At 67.4% G+C, this 19,779-nt stretch carries 18 protein-coding genes; 10 read left to right on the top strand and 8 right to left on the bottom strand.

Annotated elements, in window-relative coordinates; all coding sequences use genetic code 11:
* Positions 1 to 285 precede the first annotated feature (285 nt).
* Complete coding sequence (gene pta / locus NIBR502770_RS14290; RefSeq protein WP_141182367.1) at positions 286 to 2,406, top strand: phosphate acetyltransferase; 2,121 nt, start codon at positions 286 to 288, stop codon at positions 2,404 to 2,406.
* A gap of 75 nt (positions 2,407 to 2,481) precedes the next feature.
* Here the strand turns inward: pta and NIBR502770_RS14285 are convergent, their stop codons facing one another.
* A complete protein-coding gene (locus tag NIBR502770_RS14285; RefSeq protein WP_141182366.1) occupies positions 2,482 to 3,813 on the bottom strand; it encodes an MFS transporter in 1,332 nt (443 codons plus the stop codon).
* Between the two features lie 284 nt (positions 3,814 to 4,097).
* Here NIBR502770_RS14285 and NIBR502770_RS14280 point away from each other — a divergent pair, with 284 nt between their 5' ends.
* From NIBR502770_RS14280 to NIBR502770_RS14265, 4 genes are all read left to right on the top strand, one after another.
* Positions 4,098 to 4,778 carry a GntR family transcriptional regulator gene (locus tag NIBR502770_RS14280; RefSeq protein WP_256371915.1) on the top strand — a complete coding sequence of 227 codons (681 nt, stop codon included), beginning with the start codon at positions 4,098 to 4,100 and terminating at the stop codon, positions 4,776 to 4,778.
* Between the two features lie 165 nt (positions 4,779 to 4,943).
* Positions 4,944 to 6,290, top strand: coding sequence for an enolase C-terminal domain-like protein (locus NIBR502770_RS14275; protein ID WP_141182365.1), 1,347 nt, complete (start codon positions 4,944 to 4,946; stop codon positions 6,288 to 6,290).
* On the top strand, positions 6,287 to 7,831 hold the full coding sequence (locus NIBR502770_RS14270) for an aldehyde dehydrogenase (NADP(+)) (RefSeq protein ID WP_141182364.1): 1,545 nt from the start codon (positions 6,287 to 6,289) through the stop codon (positions 7,829 to 7,831). Before NIBR502770_RS14275 ends, NIBR502770_RS14270 begins: the two co-directional genes overlap by 4 nt.
* Positions 7,828 to 9,024, top strand: coding sequence for a fumarylacetoacetate hydrolase family protein (locus NIBR502770_RS14265; protein WP_141183447.1), 1,197 nt, complete (start codon positions 7,828 to 7,830; stop codon positions 9,022 to 9,024). Before NIBR502770_RS14270 ends, NIBR502770_RS14265 begins: the two co-directional genes overlap by 4 nt.
* A gap of 68 nt (positions 9,025 to 9,092) precedes the next feature.
* On the opposite strand, the gene NIBR502770_RS14260 is transcribed toward NIBR502770_RS14265, so the two are convergent.
* Entirely contained in the window at positions 9,093 to 9,386 is a 294-nt protein-coding gene (locus NIBR502770_RS14260; protein WP_141182363.1) for a hypothetical protein, read from the bottom strand.
* 138 nt (positions 9,387 to 9,524) lie between these two features.
* Here NIBR502770_RS14260 and NIBR502770_RS14255 point away from each other — a divergent pair, with 138 nt between their 5' ends.
* Positions 9,525 to 10,688, top strand: coding sequence for an acetate kinase (locus tag NIBR502770_RS14255; protein ID WP_141159474.1), 1,164 nt, complete (start codon positions 9,525 to 9,527; stop codon positions 10,686 to 10,688).
* Between the two features lie 13 nt (positions 10,689 to 10,701).
* Here NIBR502770_RS14255 and NIBR502770_RS14250 read toward each other — a convergent pair whose 3' ends face one another.
* A complete protein-coding gene (locus NIBR502770_RS14250) occupies positions 10,702 to 11,814 on the bottom strand; it encodes a TRAP transporter substrate-binding protein (RefSeq protein ID WP_168223179.1) in 1,113 nt (370 codons plus the stop codon).
* A 162-nt stretch (positions 11,815 to 11,976) separates the two neighbouring features.
* On the opposite strand from NIBR502770_RS14250, the gene NIBR502770_RS14245 reads away from it, so the two are divergent.
* Complete coding sequence (locus tag NIBR502770_RS14245; RefSeq protein WP_141183446.1) at positions 11,977 to 12,537, top strand: GNAT family N-acetyltransferase; 561 nt, start codon at positions 11,977 to 11,979, stop codon at positions 12,535 to 12,537.
* 3 nt (positions 12,538 to 12,540) lie between these two features.
* Here the strand turns inward: NIBR502770_RS14245 and NIBR502770_RS14240 are convergent, their stop codons facing one another.
* Positions 12,541 to 13,737 carry an NAD(P)/FAD-dependent oxidoreductase gene (locus NIBR502770_RS14240; RefSeq protein ID WP_141182361.1) on the bottom strand — a complete coding sequence of 399 codons (1,197 nt, stop codon included), beginning with the start codon at positions 13,735 to 13,737 and terminating at the stop codon, positions 12,541 to 12,543.
* Positions 13,738 to 13,741: 4 nt separating this feature from the next.
* Positions 13,742 to 13,948, bottom strand: coding sequence for a DUF2945 domain-containing protein (locus tag NIBR502770_RS14235; protein WP_141182360.1), 207 nt, complete (start codon positions 13,946 to 13,948; stop codon positions 13,742 to 13,744).
* A 191-nt stretch (positions 13,949 to 14,139) separates the two neighbouring features.
* Between NIBR502770_RS14235 and NIBR502770_RS14230 the strand changes: the two genes are divergently transcribed.
* Entirely contained in the window at positions 14,140 to 14,421 is a 282-nt protein-coding gene (locus tag NIBR502770_RS14230; protein ID WP_141182359.1) for an SRPBCC family protein, read from the top strand.
* 65 nt (positions 14,422 to 14,486) lie between these two features.
* On the opposite strand, the gene NIBR502770_RS14225 is transcribed toward NIBR502770_RS14230, so the two are convergent.
* Complete coding sequence (locus NIBR502770_RS14225; RefSeq protein WP_141182358.1) at positions 14,487 to 16,709, bottom strand: S9 family peptidase; 2,223 nt, start codon at positions 16,707 to 16,709, stop codon at positions 14,487 to 14,489.
* Positions 16,710 to 17,004: 295 nt separating this feature from the next.
* Here NIBR502770_RS14225 and NIBR502770_RS14220 point away from each other — a divergent pair, with 295 nt between their 5' ends.
* Both NIBR502770_RS14220 and NIBR502770_RS14215 read left to right on the top strand, forming a co-directional pair.
* Positions 17,005 to 17,202 (top strand): hypothetical protein, encoded by a 198-nt coding sequence (locus tag NIBR502770_RS14220; protein WP_141159479.1) that lies wholly within the window; start codon positions 17,005 to 17,007, stop codon positions 17,200 to 17,202.
* Between the two features lie 210 nt (positions 17,203 to 17,412).
* On the top strand, positions 17,413 to 17,835 hold the full coding sequence (locus tag NIBR502770_RS14215; RefSeq protein WP_141159480.1) for an Hsp20/alpha crystallin family protein: 423 nt from the start codon (positions 17,413 to 17,415) through the stop codon (positions 17,833 to 17,835).
* Between the two features lie 195 nt (positions 17,836 to 18,030).
* Here the strand turns inward: NIBR502770_RS14215 and NIBR502770_RS14210 are convergent, their stop codons facing one another.
* Together NIBR502770_RS14210 and NIBR502770_RS14205 are read right to left on the bottom strand one after the other, a co-directional pair.
* Positions 18,031 to 18,984 (bottom strand): NAD(P)H-hydrate dehydratase, encoded by a 954-nt coding sequence (locus tag NIBR502770_RS14210; RefSeq protein ID WP_141182357.1) that lies wholly within the window; start codon positions 18,982 to 18,984, stop codon positions 18,031 to 18,033.
* On the bottom strand, positions 18,953 to 19,759 hold the full coding sequence (locus NIBR502770_RS14205; RefSeq protein WP_371416465.1) for a histidine phosphatase family protein: 807 nt from the start codon (positions 19,757 to 19,759) through the stop codon (positions 18,953 to 18,955). Before NIBR502770_RS14205 ends, NIBR502770_RS14210 begins: the two co-directional genes overlap by 32 nt.
* Positions 19,760 to 19,779: the final 20 nt, after the last annotated feature.

Genomic DNA, 19,779 nt, shown 5'->3' with positions numbered 1-19,779 from the left:
TCCGGTGTCAAGGGGAGGCGCCCCGCGGGCGGGCCTTCCCGCCCTGTTGCCCGGCCCGTCTTCCGCACCAAACCGGGGACACGCCGTCGTCCGCGGCGCGCCGCACGGTGCCTAGGAAAGCAACTGGGCTGGAAAGCACGACGGCGGCACGCACCTTCCGCTGCAGACTTCCGCGAGATGGCACCTCACGGCAGTTTCCGGGCGTGGACACCACCATCAAGTGCCATCTCGCGGGCTGGAAGTGCAAGGATTGGAGGGACCGGCACCAAGAGCAAAGGGCGGACCATGGCCACAGGCATCTATGTCAGCGCAACCACCCCCGGGTCGGGCAAGTCCCTCGTGGCCCTGGGCCTGGCGGACACCCTGCACCGGCATGCGGACAGGATCGGCTTCTTCAAGCCGGTAGTCCACGGGCCCTTGGCTGCCGATGACCCCATGGTGGCGTTGATGAAGGCCCGGTTTGCCCTGGAGGACGAGCGTTGCCGCGGAGGCCTGACCCACGAAGAGGTCCGCACCCTGCTCGCAGAAGGAAACCGGGCGGAAATCGATGCCCGGTGCGTGGAGATTTTCGCGGACATCGCCCGGCACTGCGATGTGGTGATCGTGGAGGGGACGGACCTGGTAGGGCAGGATTCCGCCGTCGAATTCGACCTCAACGCGCGGCTGGCCAACAACCTCGCCACGCCCGTGGTGGCGGTGGTGGGCGCCAAGGGGCGGACCGTCGCCGAGACCGCTGCCGCCGTCGAAGTTGCCCGCAAGGAACTCGCCGCCGAACGGTGCGCACTGCTTGCCATCATGGTCAACCGGGCCGCCGCCGGAGACCTGGACGCCATCGCGGCAGCCCTGAAGCCCGGAGCTTCCGGCCGCCCCGTTTACATCCTGCCGGAGCTTGAGGAAATCGCCCGCCCCACCACCGGTGAGGTGGCCGCGGCGCTGGGCGTCCGCCAAATTGCTGGAACGCCGGACATGGAACGCGACGTCAGGGACATCAAGGTTGCCGCGATGAACGTGGGCAACTTCCTGAACGTCCTGGACGAGGGCGCCCTGGTGATCGTGCCCGGGGACCGGGCGGACGTGATGGTGGCCTGCCTGGCCTCGTCCTTCTCGCCCGAATTTCCCGTGGCCTCGGCGCTCATCCTCACCGGCGGCCTGGCCCCGGACGCCAACATCTACCCGCTCCTGGCGCAGGCACCGTTCCCTGTTTTTGCCGCGGACGAGGACACGTACCAGACCGCCCGACGGGTGTCGGAGGTGCGCAGCGAAATCTGGTCCGGGCACCGGCGCAAGGTAGCCTCCGCGCTGGGCCTCTGGTCCCGCCGCGTGGACGAAGCAGAGCTGGTGGAGCGGCTGCACCTTCCCAGGGCGGAACGGATGACCCCGCTGCGGTTCCTGCACGACCTAATCGAGCGGGCCCGGGCGCAGCGCCGCCATGTGGTACTGCCCGAGGGGACCGACGTGAGGATCCTGCGGGCCGCCGAGATCCTGCACCGGCGGGACGTCTGCGACCTGACGCTCCTGGGCCCGGAGTCCGACGTCCGGGAGCTGGCAGCCGCCAACGGCATCGACCTGTCCGGCATCACGGTCATCGACCCCGCCACTTCAGACCTTCGGCCGAAGTTCGCCGAGAAGTACGCGGAACTGCGGGCGCACAAGGGCGTGGACCTGCCCAAGGCGCTGGAGATCATGCAGGACGTCAGCTACTTCGGCACCATGATGGTACAGCTGGGCGTGGTGGACGGGATGGTGTCCGGTGCGGCCCACACCACGGCGCACACCATCCGGCCGGCCCTGGAGTTCGTGAAGACGCGTCCGGGGGTGAAGATTGTGTCCTCGGTTTTCCTGATGCTGATGCCGGACCGCGTGCTGGTCTACGGCGACTGCGCAGTCAATCCGGACCCCAACGTGGAGCAGCTGGCGGATATCGCCCTGGCGTCGGCCGAGACCGCGGCCCAGTTCGGGGTGGAGCCGCGGGTGGCCATGCTCTCGTACTCGACCGGCGGCTCGGGCGCGGGTGAAGCCGTGGACGAGGTGCGGCAGGCCACCGAACTGGTGCGCCAGCGCCGCCCGGACCTCGCAGTGGAAGGCCCCATCCAGTACGACGCCGCCGTGGACGCCTCGATCGCCGCGTCCAAGATGCCCGGCTCCTCCGTGGCCGGCCAGGCGACGGTGTTCATCTTCCCGGACCTGAATACCGGCAACAACACCTACAAGGCGGTCCAGCAGAGCTCCGGGGCGGTGGCGGTGGGCCCGGTCCTGCAGGGGCTGCGGAAACCGGTCAACGACCTCTCCCGGGGCTGCACGGTGGAGGACATCGTGAACACGGTGGCCATCACGGCCATCCAGGCGCAAGCCCGCGATGCCGGGCAGGAACGGGCGCAGGTCCCTGCAGAGGCGCCGGCCTCCTAGAACACCACGCACAACGGACGACGACGGCACTTCCGCGGGTGCCGTCGTCGTCCTTTTGCTTGGGGCCGGGAAATCCTAGGCGGCTGCCTTGACCTGCAGCGGCTGGATCTTGCCGATGACGAACAGGTAGTTGGCGGCCCCGATGAGGGAAATTGCGCCGATCACGGCCAGCGGCGCCACGAAGGATCCGGTCTGGTCCACCAGCACACCGATCAGGATGGGCGTGAAGATGCCGGCCAGGTTGGAGGCGAAGTTCTGCAGCCCGCCGATGGAACCGACGTGGCGTGAACTCGGTGCGACATCGGCCGGAAGCGACCAGATGCCGGTGGCGGCCACCGTGAGGCTGGAGTAGGCGATGGACAGCAGGCCCAGGGCCATCCAGGCCTCCGGAACCAGGGCGGCAAACATGATGACGGAGCCGCCGGCGAGGCCACCGGCGATGGCCGTCTTACGGACCTTGCTGACGGGAGATCCTGCCCGCACGGCACGGTCCGCCAGGTAGCCGCCAAGCCAGCCGAACAGGACGGCGCAGATGCCGGGGATCGCGCCGAAGAAGCCGAGCTTGAGGAGGTCGAAGCCGCGTTCCTTGACCAGGTAGCTGGGGAAGAACGTGATGAAGAAATAGATGGCACTGTTCAGGCAGAAGAAGCCGAACATCATGCTGAGGATGGTCCGGTACTTGAAGAGCGAACGCCAGGGGAGCTTGGCCGCGGTTTCGTCGTCGCTTGCCGCTCCGCGGGCACCGCCCTCCTGGATGTAGCTGACTTCGGCGGCATTGGCGCCGGTGTGCTCCTCCGGGTTGCGGTAGTACTTCCACCACACGGCGGCCCAGATAATTCCAAGGACGCCGATGATGATGAACACCGCGTGCCAGGATGTGAAGGCGACGATCAGGGTGACGATCGGCAGCGCGATCACTGCTCCCACCCGCGAACCGGAGTCCCAAATGCTGGTGGCGAAGGCGCGTTCGCGGACCGGGAACCAGGTAGCCACCACCTTGGCCGCAGTGCTGGGGGCCGGGCTTTCGCCGACGCCCAGGAGGAAGCGGGCCGCAAAAAGCGACCAGAAGCTGGAAGCTGCGGCCGTGACCATGGTGAAGACGGACCACCAGAGGGCGGCCAGGGAAAATGAGCGGCGCGGGCCCACCTTGTCCACGTACCAGCCGGCGGCGAGCTGGAAGAAGTCGTAGGCCCAGAAGAACGCTGCAAAAATCAAGCCTTGCTGGGTGGCACTGAGTTCAAAATCCTTGCCCATGAAGGGGAGGGCGACGCTGAGGCTGGAGCGGTCAAGGTAGTTGATGCTCAGGCCAATGAAGGCAAGCCAGATAATCACCCAGCGTTTGCGGGTCATGAGGCGGGGTTGCCGGGATGAGGTGGTGATGGAGGTTTTACTTCCGAGCGTAGTCATGCGGTCTCCTTCGACATATACATGGCTTCGGGTGCGGTGCGCACGGCGGGAGGGGGAGACGCGGAAGATATCTGCGCCAAAATCATATAGGAATCGGGTTAATCATATAGAAAGTGTGACCCGGATCAAGTCCCCGCCGAAAAATGCTTCGATGATGACTGCGGTGCCCCGTGGCTTATGATTCCCCCAAGCGGCTTCCCGCCGTCCAGTACCAGCAACCCAGTGCAAGAGGTAACCGCGTGCCCCCACGTCAATCGTCCGAAACTTCCCGCGGCAAGGCGGCCGTGCCTGATGTCTATTCGGCGATGCGTGCCTCCATCCTGGAAGGGGAGATCGCTCCCGGCACCCGGATTAACATCGATGCCGTAGCCCGCGGCCTGGGTGTGTCCCAGACGCCCGTCCGTGAGGTGCTGCAGCGGCTTGAAGGTGACAACCTTGTGGTCTACAACCCCGGCCGCGGCTACAGCACCACCCCGTTGCTTGACCTGCCGGAGCTGCGCTCGCTCTTTGAATTCAGGCTCCTAGTGGAACCGTGGGCAGCCCGGGCCGCGGCCGTGGACCGCCTTGCCAATCCTGCCGGCTCGCTGGAGAGGGAGTTGCGCAGTTTCCGGGCGACCATGAAGCGGACCAGCGACCTGCGGCAGGACCTGGTGGCCCATGACACCCGCTTCCATGACACCATCCTTGCCGCCTCCGGCAACCCCGTGGTCCGGCATGCTTTTGCGCAGACCCACTGCCACCTGCACACCTTCCGGCTGTACCCGGCGGACGTGGACGGCGCCATCACCGTGGCTGAGCATACGGCTGTGCGGGAAGCCATCGAGGCCTGCGATCCGGAGCGGGCTGAGGCGGCCATGACCACCCATATCCGCAACTCCTTTGACCGCTTCGCCCAGGCGTTCGAGGGTGAGCTGCCACCGCTGGAGGACGGCGGCCCGCCGCGCAGGCGCATCATCACATCCTAGGAATTTGGCGAACAGCCCCGGTCCGCAAGGGCCGGGGTTTTGCGTTTCCGTGCCCGGGCCTCCGCTGCGGGGGTTGACCTGAATTGCAATTCCTATATGATTTTATAAATTCGTATAGGAATCGAATCTTTCCCTTCTCCAGTTCTGCTCCGAAAGTTGAGATCCATGCCTTCCATCACGTCCATCAACACCCAGGACGTCCGCTTCCCCACGTCCCTTGAGCTTGACGGTTCAGACGCGGTCAACGTAGACCCCGATTACTCCGCTGCCTACGTGGTCATCCGCACCGACGTGGGCGATGAGGGCCACGGCTTCATCTTCAGCTGCGGCCGCGGCAATGACATCCTGACGTCCGCGATTGACGCCTACGCCCGCCTGCTGGTGGGCCGCGACATCGATGAGCTCATCGGCGACCTCGGCGCGGCCTCCAGGCTCCTGGTCCATGACTCCCAGCTGCGCTGGCTCGGACCCGAGAAGGGCGTCACCCAGATGGCCTGCGGCGCCCTGGTCAGCGCCCTCTGGGACATCCGTGCGCGCCGCGAAAACAAGCCGCTCTGGCTCCTCCTCGCCGAAATGACACCCGAGGAACTGGTCAGCGTGGTGGACTTCACCCACATCCGCGACGCCCTCAGCCCCGAAGAAGCACTGGAAATCCTCCGCGCCGGCCAGGAAGGCAAGGACCAGCGCATCGCCGAACTCAAGGCCGATGGGTTCCCCGCCTACACCACCTCCCCGGGCTGGCTGGGCTACAGCGACGAGAAACTGGTCCGGCTGAGCAAGGAGGCCGCGGCCGACGGCTTCTCGATGATCAAGCTCAAAGTGGGCGGGGACATCGACGACGACCGCCGGCGGATGGCCCTGGCCCGCGACGCCGTGGGCGGCCTGCCCATCGCCATCGACGCCAACCAGCGGTGGGAGGTCTCCGAGGCGGTTGAATGGGTCAACCAGCTCTCGGAATTCAACCCCTACTGGATCGAGGAACCCACCAGCACGGACGACATCCTGGGCCACGCAGAAATCCGCAGGGGTGTGGCGCCGGTCCGGGTGGCCACCGGTGAAGCCGTGGCAAGCCGGATCGTGTTCAAGCAGCTGCTCCAGGCGGGCGCCATCGACGTGCTCCAGCTCGACTCCACCCGCGTGGCCGGTGTCAACGAGAACATCGCCATCCTGCTGCTGGCGGCCAAATTCGGGGTGCCCGTCTGCCCGCACGCCGGCGGCGTGGGCCTGTGCGAACTGGTCCAGCATTTCTCCTTCTTCGACTACGCAGTGGTGGGCCGGAGCCTGGAAAACCGCATGATCGAATTCGTGGACCATTTGCACGAGCACTTCGCCGAACCCGTCCGGATCATCAACGGCCGCTACGCTGCGCCTGGGCTCCCGGGCACGGGCGCGGAGATATTCAGCGCCTCCCGCTCGCGTTGGGAATTCCCCAACGGCGCCGGGTGGCAGGAAGTGGGCAACCGCGCCGCGGTTACCGGCCCTGCCCCTGCCCCTGCCGGAGCCGGCAGATGACCGCCGGAGCAAGTGCCGCCGTCGGCCTCGCCCCGGACCGCACCGCCGGGTTCACGACGCCCGGTGGCCTGGACACGGCCGTGGAAGCCGCGGCAGCTGCCTTTGACCAGGGCCGCCGCGTGGATCCGGCCACCCGTGCCGGCTGGCTCGAAGCGATCGCCGCCGGCTTGGAGCAGGACGCCGTCGGACTGGTGGAAACGGCCGTCCGTGAAACCCACCTTGGTACCGCCCGGCTGGAGGGGGAACTGAAGCGGACCGTCTTCCAGCTGCGGCTGTTCGCAGCGGAAATCCGCCGGGGCGAGCACTTTGACGCCACCATCGATCACCAGGACCCGGCCTGGGGCATGGGCCCGCGGCCGGACCTCCGGCGGTACAACGTGCCCCTCGGCGTCGTGGGCGTTTTCGGCGCGTCAAACTTCCCTTTCGCGTTCAGCGTGATGGGAGGGGACAGTGCCTCGGCCCTCGCCGCCGGCTGCTCCGTGGTGCACAAAGCACACGACGCACACCGCGAACTCGCCGCCCGCACCGCCCGCGTAGTGGCCGATGCCCTGGATACTGCCGGGGCGCCGTCGGGCCTGTTCTCCCTGGTGACCGGCCGGCAGGCGGGCGAAGGGCTGGTGGACCACCCCTTGGTCAAGGCCATCGGCTTTACCGGCTCCACCGCGGGCGGCCGTGCCCTGCTCGACAGGATTGCCGCCCGTCCCGAGCCTATCCCGTTCTTCGGTGAACTGGGTGGCATCAACGCCGTCTTCGTGGCACCCAACGCATGGGCGGCCCGGCGCGCGGAGATCCTCACGGGGTACGCCGGTTCCTTCACCCTGGGCATGGGACAGTTCTGCACCAAGCCGGGACTCCTGTTCGTGCCCGCCGGGGACGCGGCGGAGATCCGGGACCAGCTGGGGGAGGCCCTGGCCGGTTTCGCGCCTGCCAGGCTCCTGAGCGACCGCCTGCACGCCGGCTATGCGGATGCCGTGGCCACGCTCCACGACAGCGCCGGCGTGGATGTCCTGGTGGCGGGCGACTTTGCGGAGGAACCGGCCCCCACGGTCCTGCACACCACTGCAGAGGAAGTCCGGAAGAATCCGCACCTGCTCCGGCAGGAAATGTTCGGCCCCGCCAGCCTGGTGGTGGAGTACCGCGACCAGGCCGACCTGCCCGGGCTGGCGGACCTGCTGGAAGGGCAGCTGACTACGACCCTCCAGGCCGAGGAGGACGACGACGTCTCCGAACTCGCTGCCCGGCTCGCAGACATCAGCGGGCGCGTCCTGTGGAACGGGTGGCCCACGGGCGTCACGGTCAGTTACGCCCAGCACCACGGCGGCCCGTACCCGGCCACCACCTCAAACACCACGTCCGTGGGCACGGCCGCCATCCGCCGTTTCCTCCGCCCGGTGGCTTACCAGTCGTTTCCTGCGTCCCGGCTGCCCGAACCCCTGCAGGACAGCAACCCCTGGCGGGTCCCGCAAAGGGTCGACGGCGCATGGCAGCATCCGGCCGGACGCGCCTCCGTTGGCGCAGCCGGGACGGAGGGACCGCAGTGAGCCCGGTGTCCGGGGCAGCACGCTCCGTCCTTCCCGACGACGCCGACGACGCACTGCTCATCGGCCGGGTCTGGGATGGGGAAACGGCGGGGCCGCGCGTGGTGGCCGTCAGCGGGAACACCGTCTACGACCTGCACCGCCTGGCCCCCACCGTTGCCGGGCTGTTGGAACTGCCGGACCCCGCCGCTGCCGTCCGCTCTGCCCTGCCGGATCCCACCCTCGCCGAACCGCGCTGGGCGACCGCCGACGTCGTCAATGCCTCCCTGGCGGGTGACCACCCCCGGACCCGCCTGCTGGCACCCATCGACCTCCAGGTCATCAAAGCCTGCGGCGTGACGTTCGTGGACAGCATGGTCGAGCGCGTCATCGAGGAGCGCTGCGCGGGCGACGCCGGGCGGGCTGCTGAGGTGCGGGAGCTGGTGGGCCGCGCGCTGGGCGGCAGCCTGGCCGACCTCCGGCCCGGCTCGGCGGAAGCCGCCGAAGCCAAGCGGGTCCTGGTCGCCGAAGGGCTCTGGTCGCAGTACCTGGAGGTAGGGATCGGCCCGGACCCCGAGGTCTTCACCAAGGCGCCCGTCCTGTCATCGGTCGGCCTCGGCGATGGAATCGGCATCCCGGCCTTCTCGTCCTGGAACAACCCCGAACCGGAGCTGGTGCTCATTGCCACCGCCAGCGGGCGCGTGGTGGGGGCAACGCTGGGCAACGACGTGAACCTGCGCGATGTGGAAGGCAGGAGCGCCCTGCTGCTGGGCAAGGCCAAGGACAACAACGCGTCCAGCGCGCTGGGGCCGTTCATCAGGTTGTTCGACGGGACCTTCACGCTGGAGACGCTCCGCGATGAGGAGATCCTGCTCCGCGTGGACGGTTCGGACGGGTACCTGCTGGAGGGCCGGAACAGCGTTGCCCGCATCAGCAGGCCCTTCGAGGAACTCGTGGCCGCCACCCACGGGAAGCACCACCAGTATCCGGACGGCTTCGCGCTGTTCACGGGGACCCTCTTTGCGCCCACGCAGGACCGGGACGTGCCGGGACAGGGCTTCACCCACAAGCACGGCGATGTCGTCACCATCCGCAGCCGCCACCTGGGCGCCTTGGTCAACACAGTGGGTCCATGCGAGGAACTGCCGGAATGGACCTTCGGCCTCCGCCGGCTCTTCGAGTACCTGGCGAGGCAGGGACAGGGCGCCTGGGCCTAGTTTTTACAGATAAAGGACGACGACGGCACTTTCGCAAGTGCCGTCGTCGTCCTTTTGCTTGGGGGAGCCTAGCTGTTGTCCGGCTTGGCTATGCTCTCCGGATCCTCCTCCTTGGCAGGCTCGTCGGAGAGACCCTGCGGCGTGAGGTCCAGGTCTTCGGGGTTCTCCGGTGCTTCCGGCGCCTCACCGGTTTCCGCAGCCTTAAGGTTGCCGGTATCGTCCAGCGCCGGGTTGGCGCCCTCAACGACGGTAGGGTCCTTGGAGCCGGACCCGGAGCCGGAGCCGGATTGAAGCGGCGCCGTGCTGCTGGATCCGGTGTTGGTGGGATCGTTCTCTTCGCCCGAAGTGGGTTCGTTCGTCATTCGGAAAGTCCTCTCGACGTGGGCCAGCCTTGTCCGCCGACCATAGGCACAGCCCGCCTGTCGGCGCAAGGAACGGCGCGGGAGCGCGGCCACATATAGTGGGGTTGAACTGCAGACGCCAGGCTGAGGAGGCCCCGCATGCTCGTGCTCGTCATCAACTCCGGTTCGTCGTCGTTGAAGTACCAGGTCCGTGACGTGGCGGCCGGGACAGTACTCACAGAGGGACTGATCGAGAAGATCGGCATGGGCAACGGCGGCGGCGGGGACGGTGAGGTCGAAGGCCCGCGGGACCACGCCGAGGCCCTGGAACAGGTTGACGCGGCGATCCACCGGGAGCTGGGGGACCGGGAACTGGGCGCCGTGGGGCACCGGGTGGTCCACGGCGGCGAGCGGTTCGCCGAGCCCGTGCTGGTGGACAACGAAATCACCCGTGCGATCGAACGCCTCAACCCGCTGGCGCCGCTGCACAACCCCGCCAATGTCCTGGGCATCCGTGCGATCACCAGGAAATGGCCCAAGATGCCGCAGGTGGCCGTCTTCGACACCGCCTTCCACCGCACCCTGCCCGAGCATGCCTGGCGCTACGCCGTCCCGGACGAGCTGTACACCAACCACGGCATCCGCCGGTACGGCTTCCACGGCACCTCGCACGAGTATGTTGCGCGCCGGGCCGCGGCGCTGCTGGACGTCCCCATCGAGGAGTTCGACGGCGTCATCGCCCACCTGGGCAACGGCGCGTCCGCCACCGCCATCCGGGGCGGCCTCTCCGTGGACACCTCCATGGGTTTCACTCCGCTCGAAGGCCTGGTGATGGGCACCCGCTCCGGCGACCTGGATCCGTCCATCCTGGTGTTCCTGGGCCGTGCCGGGTGGACGCCGGAGGACATCGACACCATGCTGAACCGTGAATCCGGGCTGAAAGGCCTGGCCGGCAACAACGACATGCGCTCCGTGGTGGAGGCCGCCGAGTCCGGCGACGAGAAGGCCAGCATGGCGCTCGCGGTGGCGTCCTACCGGCTGGCCAAGTACATCGGCGGCTACCACGTGGCCGTCGGCGGGGCCAAGGCGCTGGTGTTCACCGCCGGAATCGGCGAGAACTCCCGGCAGTTCCGGGCGCATGTGGCGGACCGGCTCGGCGCCCTGGGCATCGAGCTCGACGGCGGCCTGAACGCTGAGCGGTCAAAGGAACCGCGCGTCATATCCACGCCGGGCTCGGCGATCCCCGTCCTGGTGGTTCCCACCGACGAGGAGCGCGCCATCGCGGAGGCGACCGCCGCCGTCGTCGGGTCAGCTGCCTCCTGATCCCGCCTGATCCTCAGTAGGTGTCGTAGTCGCAGGGTCTGACCGCGGGGTCTGCCGGAGTCCTGGCGGCCAAATCCTGGAGCCGTCCAATGAGCTCCCTGGTCTCCGCATCCTGTTCCAGGACCCCGTAGACCGGTGCCAAGGCCGCACGGAAAGCGGCGAGCTCCTGCTCTGTTGCCATGGCCACCTTGCCGCCACCCTCGCAGTACTTCCGGGCTTCCGCTGAAAGCGGTGCGAGAAGGGCGGAGGCCCATTCCCTGGTGGAATCGGCAGCCTCCTGGAGAATCCGCTGTTCGTCCCCGGTGAGGGCGGCCCTGGCCTTGTTATTGATCACCAAGGTGCTGATCTTCGAATGAACCACAAGGTTTCCGGTGGCGATGGCACGGCCCGTTGCGTTCCGTGCCGTCGGCAAATCCTGGGCGTAGGCCATGGACGATTCGGCGCCCCCCACCGTTCCCCTCTCCACGCCGTCACCGAACTCCTGGTCGGCCAGGTCCACGGGTATGGCACCCAGGGCCGCGAGGATGGCGAAGGTGGTGTCGGACAGGGGCGCCCTGACCACCATGCCCTTGACATCCGCGAGGGTGAGGATGGGTGTGGTGAAGGAGAACAGCATCCTTGGGCCGTCCGGAAAGAGCGCCAGGCCTGTGACCCCGGCACTCTCGAGGCTGGCCAGCATCCCGCGGGCATGCTCCGGTTTCACTACTTCCTTGATCATTGCGCTTGATGTCACCAGGAAGGGCGCGGAGAGTGCCCGGAAGTCCAGGACGCCCTCCGTGTCCCACGTCCGGGCCGGCACTACGGCCATCTCCAGGTCTCCGCCCATCACCCGTCGGGCAACCACCTGGTCCCAGCCTTTGCCCGAGTCCCCTCCCGCCCGGTACACCGGGTCAACCACCAAGGTCCGGTGGGAACGGGCCTGCACCTGCCGGGCAAATTCTTCGATCTGGCCGCGGGTGGGCCCGATTGCATCGTCCTGGGTGCCGATGCGGAGCACTTTGGGGCTGGGAGCTGTTGTGGTTGCTGCCCGGGTGGGGTCCTCCGTGGAGTCCTCGTACGTGCAGGAAGTGGCGCCCAGCAGAATGCCGATGACGACGAGGGCTGCCCAGGGCTGTGCGGACTTCACTCTTGCCCCTACTTTCCAAGGGAACGGTAGATGCGACAACACGGGCGCCAGCGAGCCGTACGCGAACGGTACTCCCGGAGGTTCGCCGGGGCAAGAGCCCTCCAGCCACGCGGGGTGGGAGCCGTCGTCGTTCTTTGCGGGGCGGTGGCGTAACCTCGATCCATGCCTGAGATCCGCCTGCCCATCACCACCGAACGGCTGGTCCTGCGCCGGTTCAACGGCGGTGACCTGGACGCCTTCCACGCCTACCACTCGCTGCCGGATACCGCGCGCTTCCTGCCCGGGCCGGCCAAGACCTATACGCAGTCCATGGAGCGGGTGGGCAGGTACGCCAACTTTGTCTTCGAGAAGGAGGGCGACTGGGTGGCCCTGGCTATCGAAGCCGCCGAAAGACCGGGCCTGCTGGGTGAAGTGGTCCTGAAATGGCTCCCCGGCGAGGGCCAGGCCGAAGTTGGATGGACCCTGGCGCCGGCGGCCCGCGGCAAGGGCTACGGCACGGAGGCCGCCGACGCCGTGCTCAGCCTTGGCTTCGAGGAACTTGGCCTGCACCGGATCGAGGCACGGCTGGATGAACTCAACCATGCCTCGGCCGCACTCTGCAGCCGGCTGGGCATGCGGCTGGAGGCACGGCACATCGACAAATGGCGGTACAAGGGACAGTGGGCTACCGAGCTGGTTTACGCCATCCTGGCCGCTGAATGGCGCATCGGCTCCGCCCGGTAGCCGCTACGCCCGGCCTTTGAGGATCAGGTTCCAGTAAATCCGGGGAAAGAGATCCCGGTCCACCACCCAGGACAGCCTGCTCTCGTTCCAGGTAGGTACCCGGGGGATGGTGGGTTTGGGCCGGTACGTGTCATCGAACTCGGCGAACACCACGGTGTCCCGTGACACGGTGAATGGACAGACCGAGTAGCCGTCATACTTGGCGCGCAGAGGCTTTCCTTTCCTGGCGGCCACCAGGTTTTTGGCCACCACCTTGGTCTGCTTGCGCAGCGCACCGCCGGACTTAGAGTTTGTGGTGCCCGCGGCGTCGCCCAGGGACCACACGTTGGGGTAGCGGAGATGCCGCAGCGTCTGCCGGTCCAATTCCACGAAGCCGCCCGCGTCACCGGGAGCCGGCAGGTCCGTGGCCTTGAGCCAGTTCGGGGCCGATTGCGGCGGGACGGCGTTGATGAAGTCGTACGCCAGGTCCTCCGTGGTGTGGGCGGCGTGGTCCCGGATGGTAGCCCTGCGCCCGGAAGGGCTGACCGCCACCAGTTCGCTGTTGGTCCGCAGTTCGATCCCGTACTCAGCGATCTTGCGGTCCAGTTCCCGGTCCACCTCCGGCACCCCGAACACTGTGGGGTAGGGCTGCACCATCACCACCCGGATCTTGTCCAGGACCCCCTGTTCCCGCCAGTAGTCGCAGGCCAGGTACATGGGTTTCTGGGCGGCGCCGCCGCACTTGATGGGGCCTGCCGGCATGGTGAACACAGCGGTCCCGGAGGTCATGGCGCTCAGCAGCGTCCAGGCTTTGGGAGCTAGTTCAAACTCATAGTGGGAGGCGCCGTTCGGCGAATGGACGGCCTCGGCGAGCCCTGGCACAGCGTCCCAGTCGTACTGCAGCCCCGGGCATACCACCAGCTGCCCGTAAGCCACCCGGGCCCCCGATTCCAGCGTGACGGTATTGCCCACCGCATCCACGCCGGCGGCGGCATCCCGGATCCAGGTGACGCCGTTGGGTATGACGGATTGCTGTGGCCGGATGGCCTCTCCGGCCTGCGCCCGGCCGCCCGCGATGTGCGAGAAAAGCGGCTGGTAGAGGTGGTGGTCCCGGGGTTCGATCACTGCGACGTCCTTGACGCCGTAGCGCTGCAGCCGGGCGGCCAGGGAGATGCCGGCGTTGCCGCCACCAATGACCACAACCTCGTGCTGGGCAGCCACGGTATTACTTCTTCTCGGTCAGTGCGGATGCCTTGTGCGCCGCCCGGGCGCCGGTCTTGTCCGATTCCACCACATACTGCGGCTCATCCTCGCTGGCGCGGTGGGTGTTGCCGTCGAGCTCGAAGTCGCTGGTTTTCTTCTCGACGATCCTGCCGTGCGTCTTGCCCTGTGAAGTGTTCCACTCCACCTGCGTTCCCTTGCTCAATGACATGCCTGCTCCTCTGTATCCGTGCCGGAAAACAAGTGCCCCCCAATGGTAAGCATGGTGAGCTTATTGGCGCATTGACAGCGGCGCGGCAGCGGTCCAAGCTGGCGCTGTGCCTACCTGCCGGCCGAGCCGCGTCGGCAGCAGGTGCTGTTCCAGGAGAATCCGATGCCAGTAGTAGAAGAATCCGTTGAGTGATGGGCCGGCGCTTCGACTGGACTGTCGAGGTGGTGGAGTTCGACCCGCCAAGGCGGATGGTGTCCCGCTCCGTTGAAGGGAAGCTGAACTTCACGGTGACGTTCACCCTTGAACCGGCCGGTGGCGGGACCCGGGTCACCCAGCGGATCGATGCCGTTTCCGGCCTGGGCGGCATCTTTGGCAAGATCGCCGATCCCCTGGTAGAGCGCGCCCAGGGGCGCACCGTCCGCGCCTACCTTGAAACACTCGCTGAGTGGCTGGCGGAGCACCTGCAGCCCTGAAGCGCTGCCTGCTGCGGCGCGGCAAAGGAAGCGTACGACGGCGGGACCCGCCCGCCGTCGTACCTTCAGTCCTGTTTCAGGCCGGCGCCGGGGAGGAGCTCGGTGGCGCCCAGGGCGTCGGCGATGAATGCGTAGTCCCAGGCCCGTTCCCGCCACTGCACGTACCGGCCGGAGGCGCCCCCGTGTCCACCGTCCATCTCGATCTTCATGACGATGGGCGCGGTCCCCGTCGTCTTGTTCCGCAGTTCCTGCACCCACTTGGCCGGTTCAACATAGAGGACCCGGGTGTCGTTGAAGGACGTCACGGCGGCGATCCTGGGGTAGGACACCGCCCGCACATTCTCGTACGGCGAATAGGACTTCATGTAGGCGTAGGCCTGGGGATCGGTGATCGGGTTGCCCCACTCTTCCCACTCCAGCGCGGAGAGCGGCAGGTCCGGGTCCAGGATGCTGGTGAGCGGGTCCACGAACGGCACCTGCGCCACAATGGCGGCGTACTTTTCGGGTGCCATGTTGGCAATGGCGCCCATCAGCAGCCCGCCCGCGGAGCCTCCAAGCGCTGCGATCCGGGCCGGGTCCACCCATCCGGAGCCTGCCAGCCAGTCAGTGGCGTCCACGAAGTCGGTGAAGGTGTTCTTCTTGGTGAGCTTCTTGCCGTCCTCGTACCAGTGCCGGCCCAGCTCGCCGCCGCCGCGGATGTGGGCGATCACGAACACGATGCCGCGGTCCAGCAGCGACAACCGTGCGATGCCGAAGCCCGGGTCCATGCTCATTTCATAGGAGCCGTACCCGTAGACCAGGCCGGCCGCCGTCGAATCCCGCTTCACGCCCTTGTGCCGCAGGACGGACAGCGGGATGCGCGTGCCGTCGCCGGCGGTGGCCCATTCCCTGGTGGCCACGTAGTCGCTGCCGTCGTAGCCGCCCAGGACCGGGCTTTCCTTGCGCAGCAGCAGCTCGCCGGCCGGCTGCTCCGGGGTGGGCAGGACGAAATCGTAGATGCGCGACGGCGTGAAGTAGGACGTGTAGCCCAGCCGGATGACGGGGGATTCATAGTCCGAGCCGCCCACGCCGGCGGTGTAAAGCTCCTCATCGAAAGCCGGTTCCACGGGCTCCTGCTGGGCGGGCGTGCCCAGGCCGGCCAGTCCCATCACCTGCACCCGCTCGATGGTGTCCTTGCGGATGGACACCACCAGGTGCGTGGCGGTGACGCCGGCGCCGTTGACGCGCACGTCGTCGGAATGCCCGACGACGGTCTGCCAGGTCTGTTCGGCCAGCGGCTTTTCCAGCTCGGCCGGGTCCGCCAGCGAGACCATGGAGTTGATGGCACCGCGGTTGTGCGTGAGCAGTATGCGTTCCTGCCCGTCGAGCAGGAAGGGTTCGGCCTCATACAGGACGCGCTCGTTGCGGGAAATGACCGTGGTGATGGCGCCGGCGGGATCGTCGAAGCGCAGCAGCCTGGTTTCGCTGTACTCCGAGCATCCGATCCCCAGTACCAGATGGCGCCGGTCCGCGGAGAGTTCGAAGCCCAGCCACATGGCCGCGTCGTCCTCCTGGTACACCACCAGGTCCTCCGACACGGGGGTGCCAAGGACGTGCGCCTTCACCTGGTAGGGGCGCCAGGACTCGTCCACCACGGTGTAGAAGAGACGGGTGCCGTCCGGGGAGAATGCCACCCCGTAGAAGATGTTTTCAATGACGTCCGGCAGCAGTTCGCCTGTGCGCAGGTCCTTGATCCGCAGCGTGAAGCGTTCGTCGCCGGCATTGTCCACCGCGTAGGCGTACAGGTTGCCATCCACGGTGACCGCTGTACCGCCCACGGAGAAGAACGGCTTGCCTTCGGCCTCCACATTGCCGTCCAGCAGGATCTCCTCGCCCGGGATCTCCACCCCGGCCTCTACAGCCGGAGGCGTCCAGTCGGCCACCTTGTCTCCGGAGTCCTGTGCCTTTACCCGGCAGTGGATGCCGTACTCCTTGCCCTCCGCGGAGCGGCTGAAGTACCACCAGCCGTCCTTGCGGTGCGGGACGGACAGGTCGGTTTCCTGGGTGCGGCCTTTGATCTCCTGGAAAATGGCCTCCCGGAGCGGTTCCTGGTGCGCCGTGACGGCTTCCTGGTAGGCGTTTTCGGCCCGCAGGTGCTCCACCACCTCCGCCGACTCCTTGTCCCGCAGCCACTCGTAGTTGTCCACGAAGGTCTCCCCGTGGTGGGTGCGCTCGGTGGGGATCTTTTTGGCGGCCGGGGGAGCCGGGACCGCAGTACCGGCGGAATCCTGCAGGGAAGTGGAGGTCATGGATTCAATATATCCACCACCCCCGCGGGCCAGGGGGCCGTTCGCTGTCGGGGGAGACGCCCTTGGCGGGAAGAGGGCGAAAGACTCTGGCAGCCTGCCCGGTCCGGGACTAACGGATCCGCACGTTGGCAACCCCCCCCGCCGTCGTGATGCTCCATCACCTATAGCTCCTAAAACCGGCGTTTAGGGACCAAAACTGATGGAGCAACCGGGGAGAAGAGGGTGGTTGCAGGCGGACCGCAAGCGTAGGCTGGGCAGTCCAAGGCACATCCGCCCAGCGTGAGAAGGGAAGTTCATGACCATCCCGCCAGTGCACGAACCTGAGCCGTTCCCGCCGGAACCGGGCCCGGAGCCCACCTCCCCGGACCCCACCCAGCCGCACCCTCCCGGCCCGCCATCCCCGAATCCGTTCCCCGCACCGGCGCCTCCGGGACCGCTTCCCGTCCCGGATCCCGGCCCGGCGCCGCTCCGCCCGGACCCCACCCGGGACTGACCGCCAACCTCAAAGGGCCCTTCCACTGCCTGCTCCGTGCACGGCTGGGAGGGCCCTTTTCCATGCCCGCGGTGGCCCTAAAATTCTCCGGAATCCGCTGCTGGAAACCCTTGCGGACTTGGTTCTCCAGTGCTAAAAAATCTATATCAGCCACCATAGATCGGCTGATACGGGAATGATGTTGGACCATCTCTTACGAGGAGGGAAGCCATGTTGATGCGAACCGATCCGTTCCGCGAGCTGGACAGGCTGGCCCAGCAGGTCCTCGGCACGGCTGCACGCCCGGCGGCGATGCCGATGGATGCATGGCGAGAGGACCAGGAATTCGTCGTGGCCTTTGATTTGCCCGGTGTCTCGGTGGACTCGGTGGACCTGGATGTTGAACGGAATGTCCTGACGGTGCGGGCCGAACGCCCGGACCCCGTGGGCAAGGACACCGAATTGGTCGCCTCTGAACGGCCGCGCGGCGTCTTCAGCCGCCAACTGATCCTCGGCGACACGCTGGACACTGACCACATCAAGGCCAGCTATGACGCCGGCGTCCTGACGCTGCGGATCCCGGTTGCCGAAAAGGCCAAGCCGCGCAAGATCGAGATCGAAACGAAGGGGGCAAAGCAGGAAATCGCCGCTTAGTTTCACCACAGGACCGGGAGGCGGGCACATCTGTTGACTGCCTTTTTGGGGCGAATCGCCATTCTGTGCACGCCACAGCGCCAGACAGCGCATCGGCAGCGTAAGCCTTACCCTCCCGCCACGGTGGCCCCCGGTTTCGGCCGGGGGCCATCCATGTCCCAGGACTCCCGCTGCGGGCGTGCTGCGGCTAGGCGTTCAGACGCTGAGTTCCAGCATCAGCGCGGGCAGTTCATCCGCCAGCTCGCGGGCCAGGAATCCCAAGGGACCCATCCTGCTGGCCAGCCGGTCCGCCGCGGCTGCGTGCAGGTGCGTACCCCAGCAGGCTGCCTGTGCGCAGGTCGTGCCTCGCGCCCGGAGCCCGGCAATCGCCCCCGCCAGCACGTCGCCGCTGCCGGACGTTCCCAAACCGCCGTACCCGGTGGTGATCTTCCACAGGCCGGAGCCGTCCGCATCGGGCCCCGTTGGCTTGCTGACCAGCCCCTGGCAGCTGACCACGGCACCAAACCGTTCAGAGATCCCGGCGACGTCCCGCTCGAGGTCCGCCACATCCCGTCCCAGCAGGATGGCCGCTTCCGTGGGATTGGGTGTGAGAATCAACCGGCCGCGCCAAGGGTCAAGCTGGTCCTCCAGATGCACCAAGGCGGCCAGTGCGTAGGCATCGAGGACGACGGCGGGGCCTCCTTGGCTGCCGTCGGAAGCGCCGGACCTGCCGTCCCCGCCACGGCCTGCCTCGCGGCTCAGCAGGGCCTGCAGCAGTTCGCCGGCAAGGTCAGGGTCGTCCAGGCCGGGCCCGACCAGCACGGTGTCTGCCCGGTCAAGGTAGGAGGAGATGCCGTCGAGTTCGGCCTTGACCGAGCCGCCGGACGTTTCCGGCATGGCAATGGCCCCGCATTCCGGTACCGCCACCCCAAGTTGCACGGCCACCGACCCCGCCACTGCCAGCGTAAGTTTTCCCGCTCCCGCACGCAGCGCTGAAACGCCCGCCAGCAGGGCCGCGCCAGGGGTGGAGCGGGCGCCGCCCACCACCAGCACCGAGCCGCGGGAATACTTGTCAGCTCCCGGTGCCGGCAACCGCCAGTCCCGCAGGAGCGAGGGCGTAACGGGGACGGGAGAGGAGTCACTGCGGCCGGACACTGGTGTCTCCTGCATGCTCGGTAACCGCGATGCCCTGCTCGGCCAGGTGGTCCGCGACATTAAAGCTCTCCAGTGTCCACGGGCCGGCGCCGGACGGGCGGACGAACCGGGTCACGGACGCATTGAGGATGGCCTCCCTGGCGGCCAGGTCCAGCAGCTCCTTTTCACTGAGCCCCTCCAGCACGTACCGGAACAGCATGATGACGGCGTCGTGGCACACCAGCATCACCCGGTGTCCGGTGCCCAGGTTGTTCAACTCCGCCAGGACGGACCGGAGCCGCAGCGCCACGTCGGCCCAGGATTCCCCTCCGGGCGGCCGGTAGTACAGCTTGCCGAGCCAGTCCCGGCGCTCGGATTCCTCCGGGTAGCGGCTCTCCACGCCCAGCCGGGTGAGCCGGTCCAGGATGCCCAGCTCACGGTCCCGCAGCCGCTCGTCCGTGCGCACCTGCACCGGCCAGCCTGCGGTTTCCACCGCGATCTCCGCCGTCTGCCGGGCCCGAGCGTAGGGGGAGGACACCACAGCGTCCGGCCGAAACTCCGCCGCGGTCCGGCCCAGGGCGGTACCCAGGGCTTTGGCCTGGTCCCGTCCCGTCCCGGACAGGTTCACGTCCGCATCGCGGGCGGGAACCTCGATGACTTCCACCCCGGCTTCCCGCGCCTCGGTGGCCGCAACGTTGCCTTCGCTCTCCCCATGCCGGATCAACAGCAGCTCCACAGCCCCGGCCTCCTGGACCGCCTGGGTCAGGCCGTCGTCGTCCGCCGCAGCACCCGCCACCCGCTCATCCTTCACAACACCACCCCGTCCGCTCG

The sequence above is a fragment of the Pseudarthrobacter sp. NIBRBAC000502770 genome, from assembly GCF_006517815.1.
Lineage (GTDB): Bacteria > Actinomycetota > Actinomycetes > Actinomycetales > Micrococcaceae > Arthrobacter > Arthrobacter niigatensis.
The sequence above is the reverse complement of the archived record's forward strand: the minus strand, read 5'-3'. Positions and strand labels throughout refer to the sequence as shown.

What these genes read in the sequence shown, in the direction of transcription:
- NIBR502770_RS14235 (WP_141182360.1), bottom strand. Translation starts at nt 13,948, where the DNA reads ATGTCATTGAGCAAGGGAACGCAGGTGGAGTGGAACACTTCACAGGGC.
- NIBR502770_RS14215 (WP_141159480.1), top strand. Translation starts at nt 17,413, where the DNA reads ATGTTGATGCGAACCGATCCGTTCCGCGAGCTGGACAGGCTGGCCCAG.
- NIBR502770_RS14220 (WP_141159479.1), top strand. Translation starts at nt 17,005, where the DNA reads ATGACCATCCCGCCAGTGCACGAACCTGAGCCGTTCCCGCCGGAACCG.
- NIBR502770_RS14245 (WP_141183446.1), top strand. Translation starts at nt 11,977, where the DNA reads ATGCCTGAGATCCGCCTGCCCATCACCACCGAACGGCTGGTCCTGCGC.
- NIBR502770_RS14225 (WP_141182358.1), bottom strand. Translation starts at nt 16,709, where the DNA reads ATGACCTCCACTTCCCTGCAGGATTCCGCCGGTACTGCGGTCCCGGCT.
- NIBR502770_RS14210 (WP_141182357.1), bottom strand. Translation starts at nt 18,984, where the DNA reads ATGCAGGAGACACCAGTGTCCGGCCGCAGTGACTCCTCTCCCGTCCCC.
- NIBR502770_RS14255 (WP_141159474.1), top strand. Translation starts at nt 9,525, where the DNA reads ATGCTCGTGCTCGTCATCAACTCCGGTTCGTCGTCGTTGAAGTACCAG.
- NIBR502770_RS14285 (WP_141182366.1), bottom strand. Translation starts at nt 3,813, where the DNA reads ATGACTACGCTCGGAAGTAAAACCTCCATCACCACCTCATCCCGGCAA.
- pta (WP_141182367.1), top strand. Translation starts at nt 286, where the DNA reads ATGGCCACAGGCATCTATGTCAGCGCAACCACCCCCGGGTCGGGCAAG.
- NIBR502770_RS14260 (WP_141182363.1), bottom strand. Translation starts at nt 9,386, where the DNA reads ATGACGAACGAACCCACTTCGGGCGAAGAGAACGATCCCACCAACACC.
- NIBR502770_RS14275 (WP_141182365.1), top strand. Translation starts at nt 4,944, where the DNA reads ATGCCTTCCATCACGTCCATCAACACCCAGGACGTCCGCTTCCCCACG.
- NIBR502770_RS14230 (WP_141182359.1), top strand. Translation starts at nt 14,140, where the DNA reads ATGGGCCGGCGCTTCGACTGGACTGTCGAGGTGGTGGAGTTCGACCCG.
- NIBR502770_RS14270 (WP_141182364.1), top strand. Translation starts at nt 6,287, where the DNA reads ATGACCGCCGGAGCAAGTGCCGCCGTCGGCCTCGCCCCGGACCGCACC.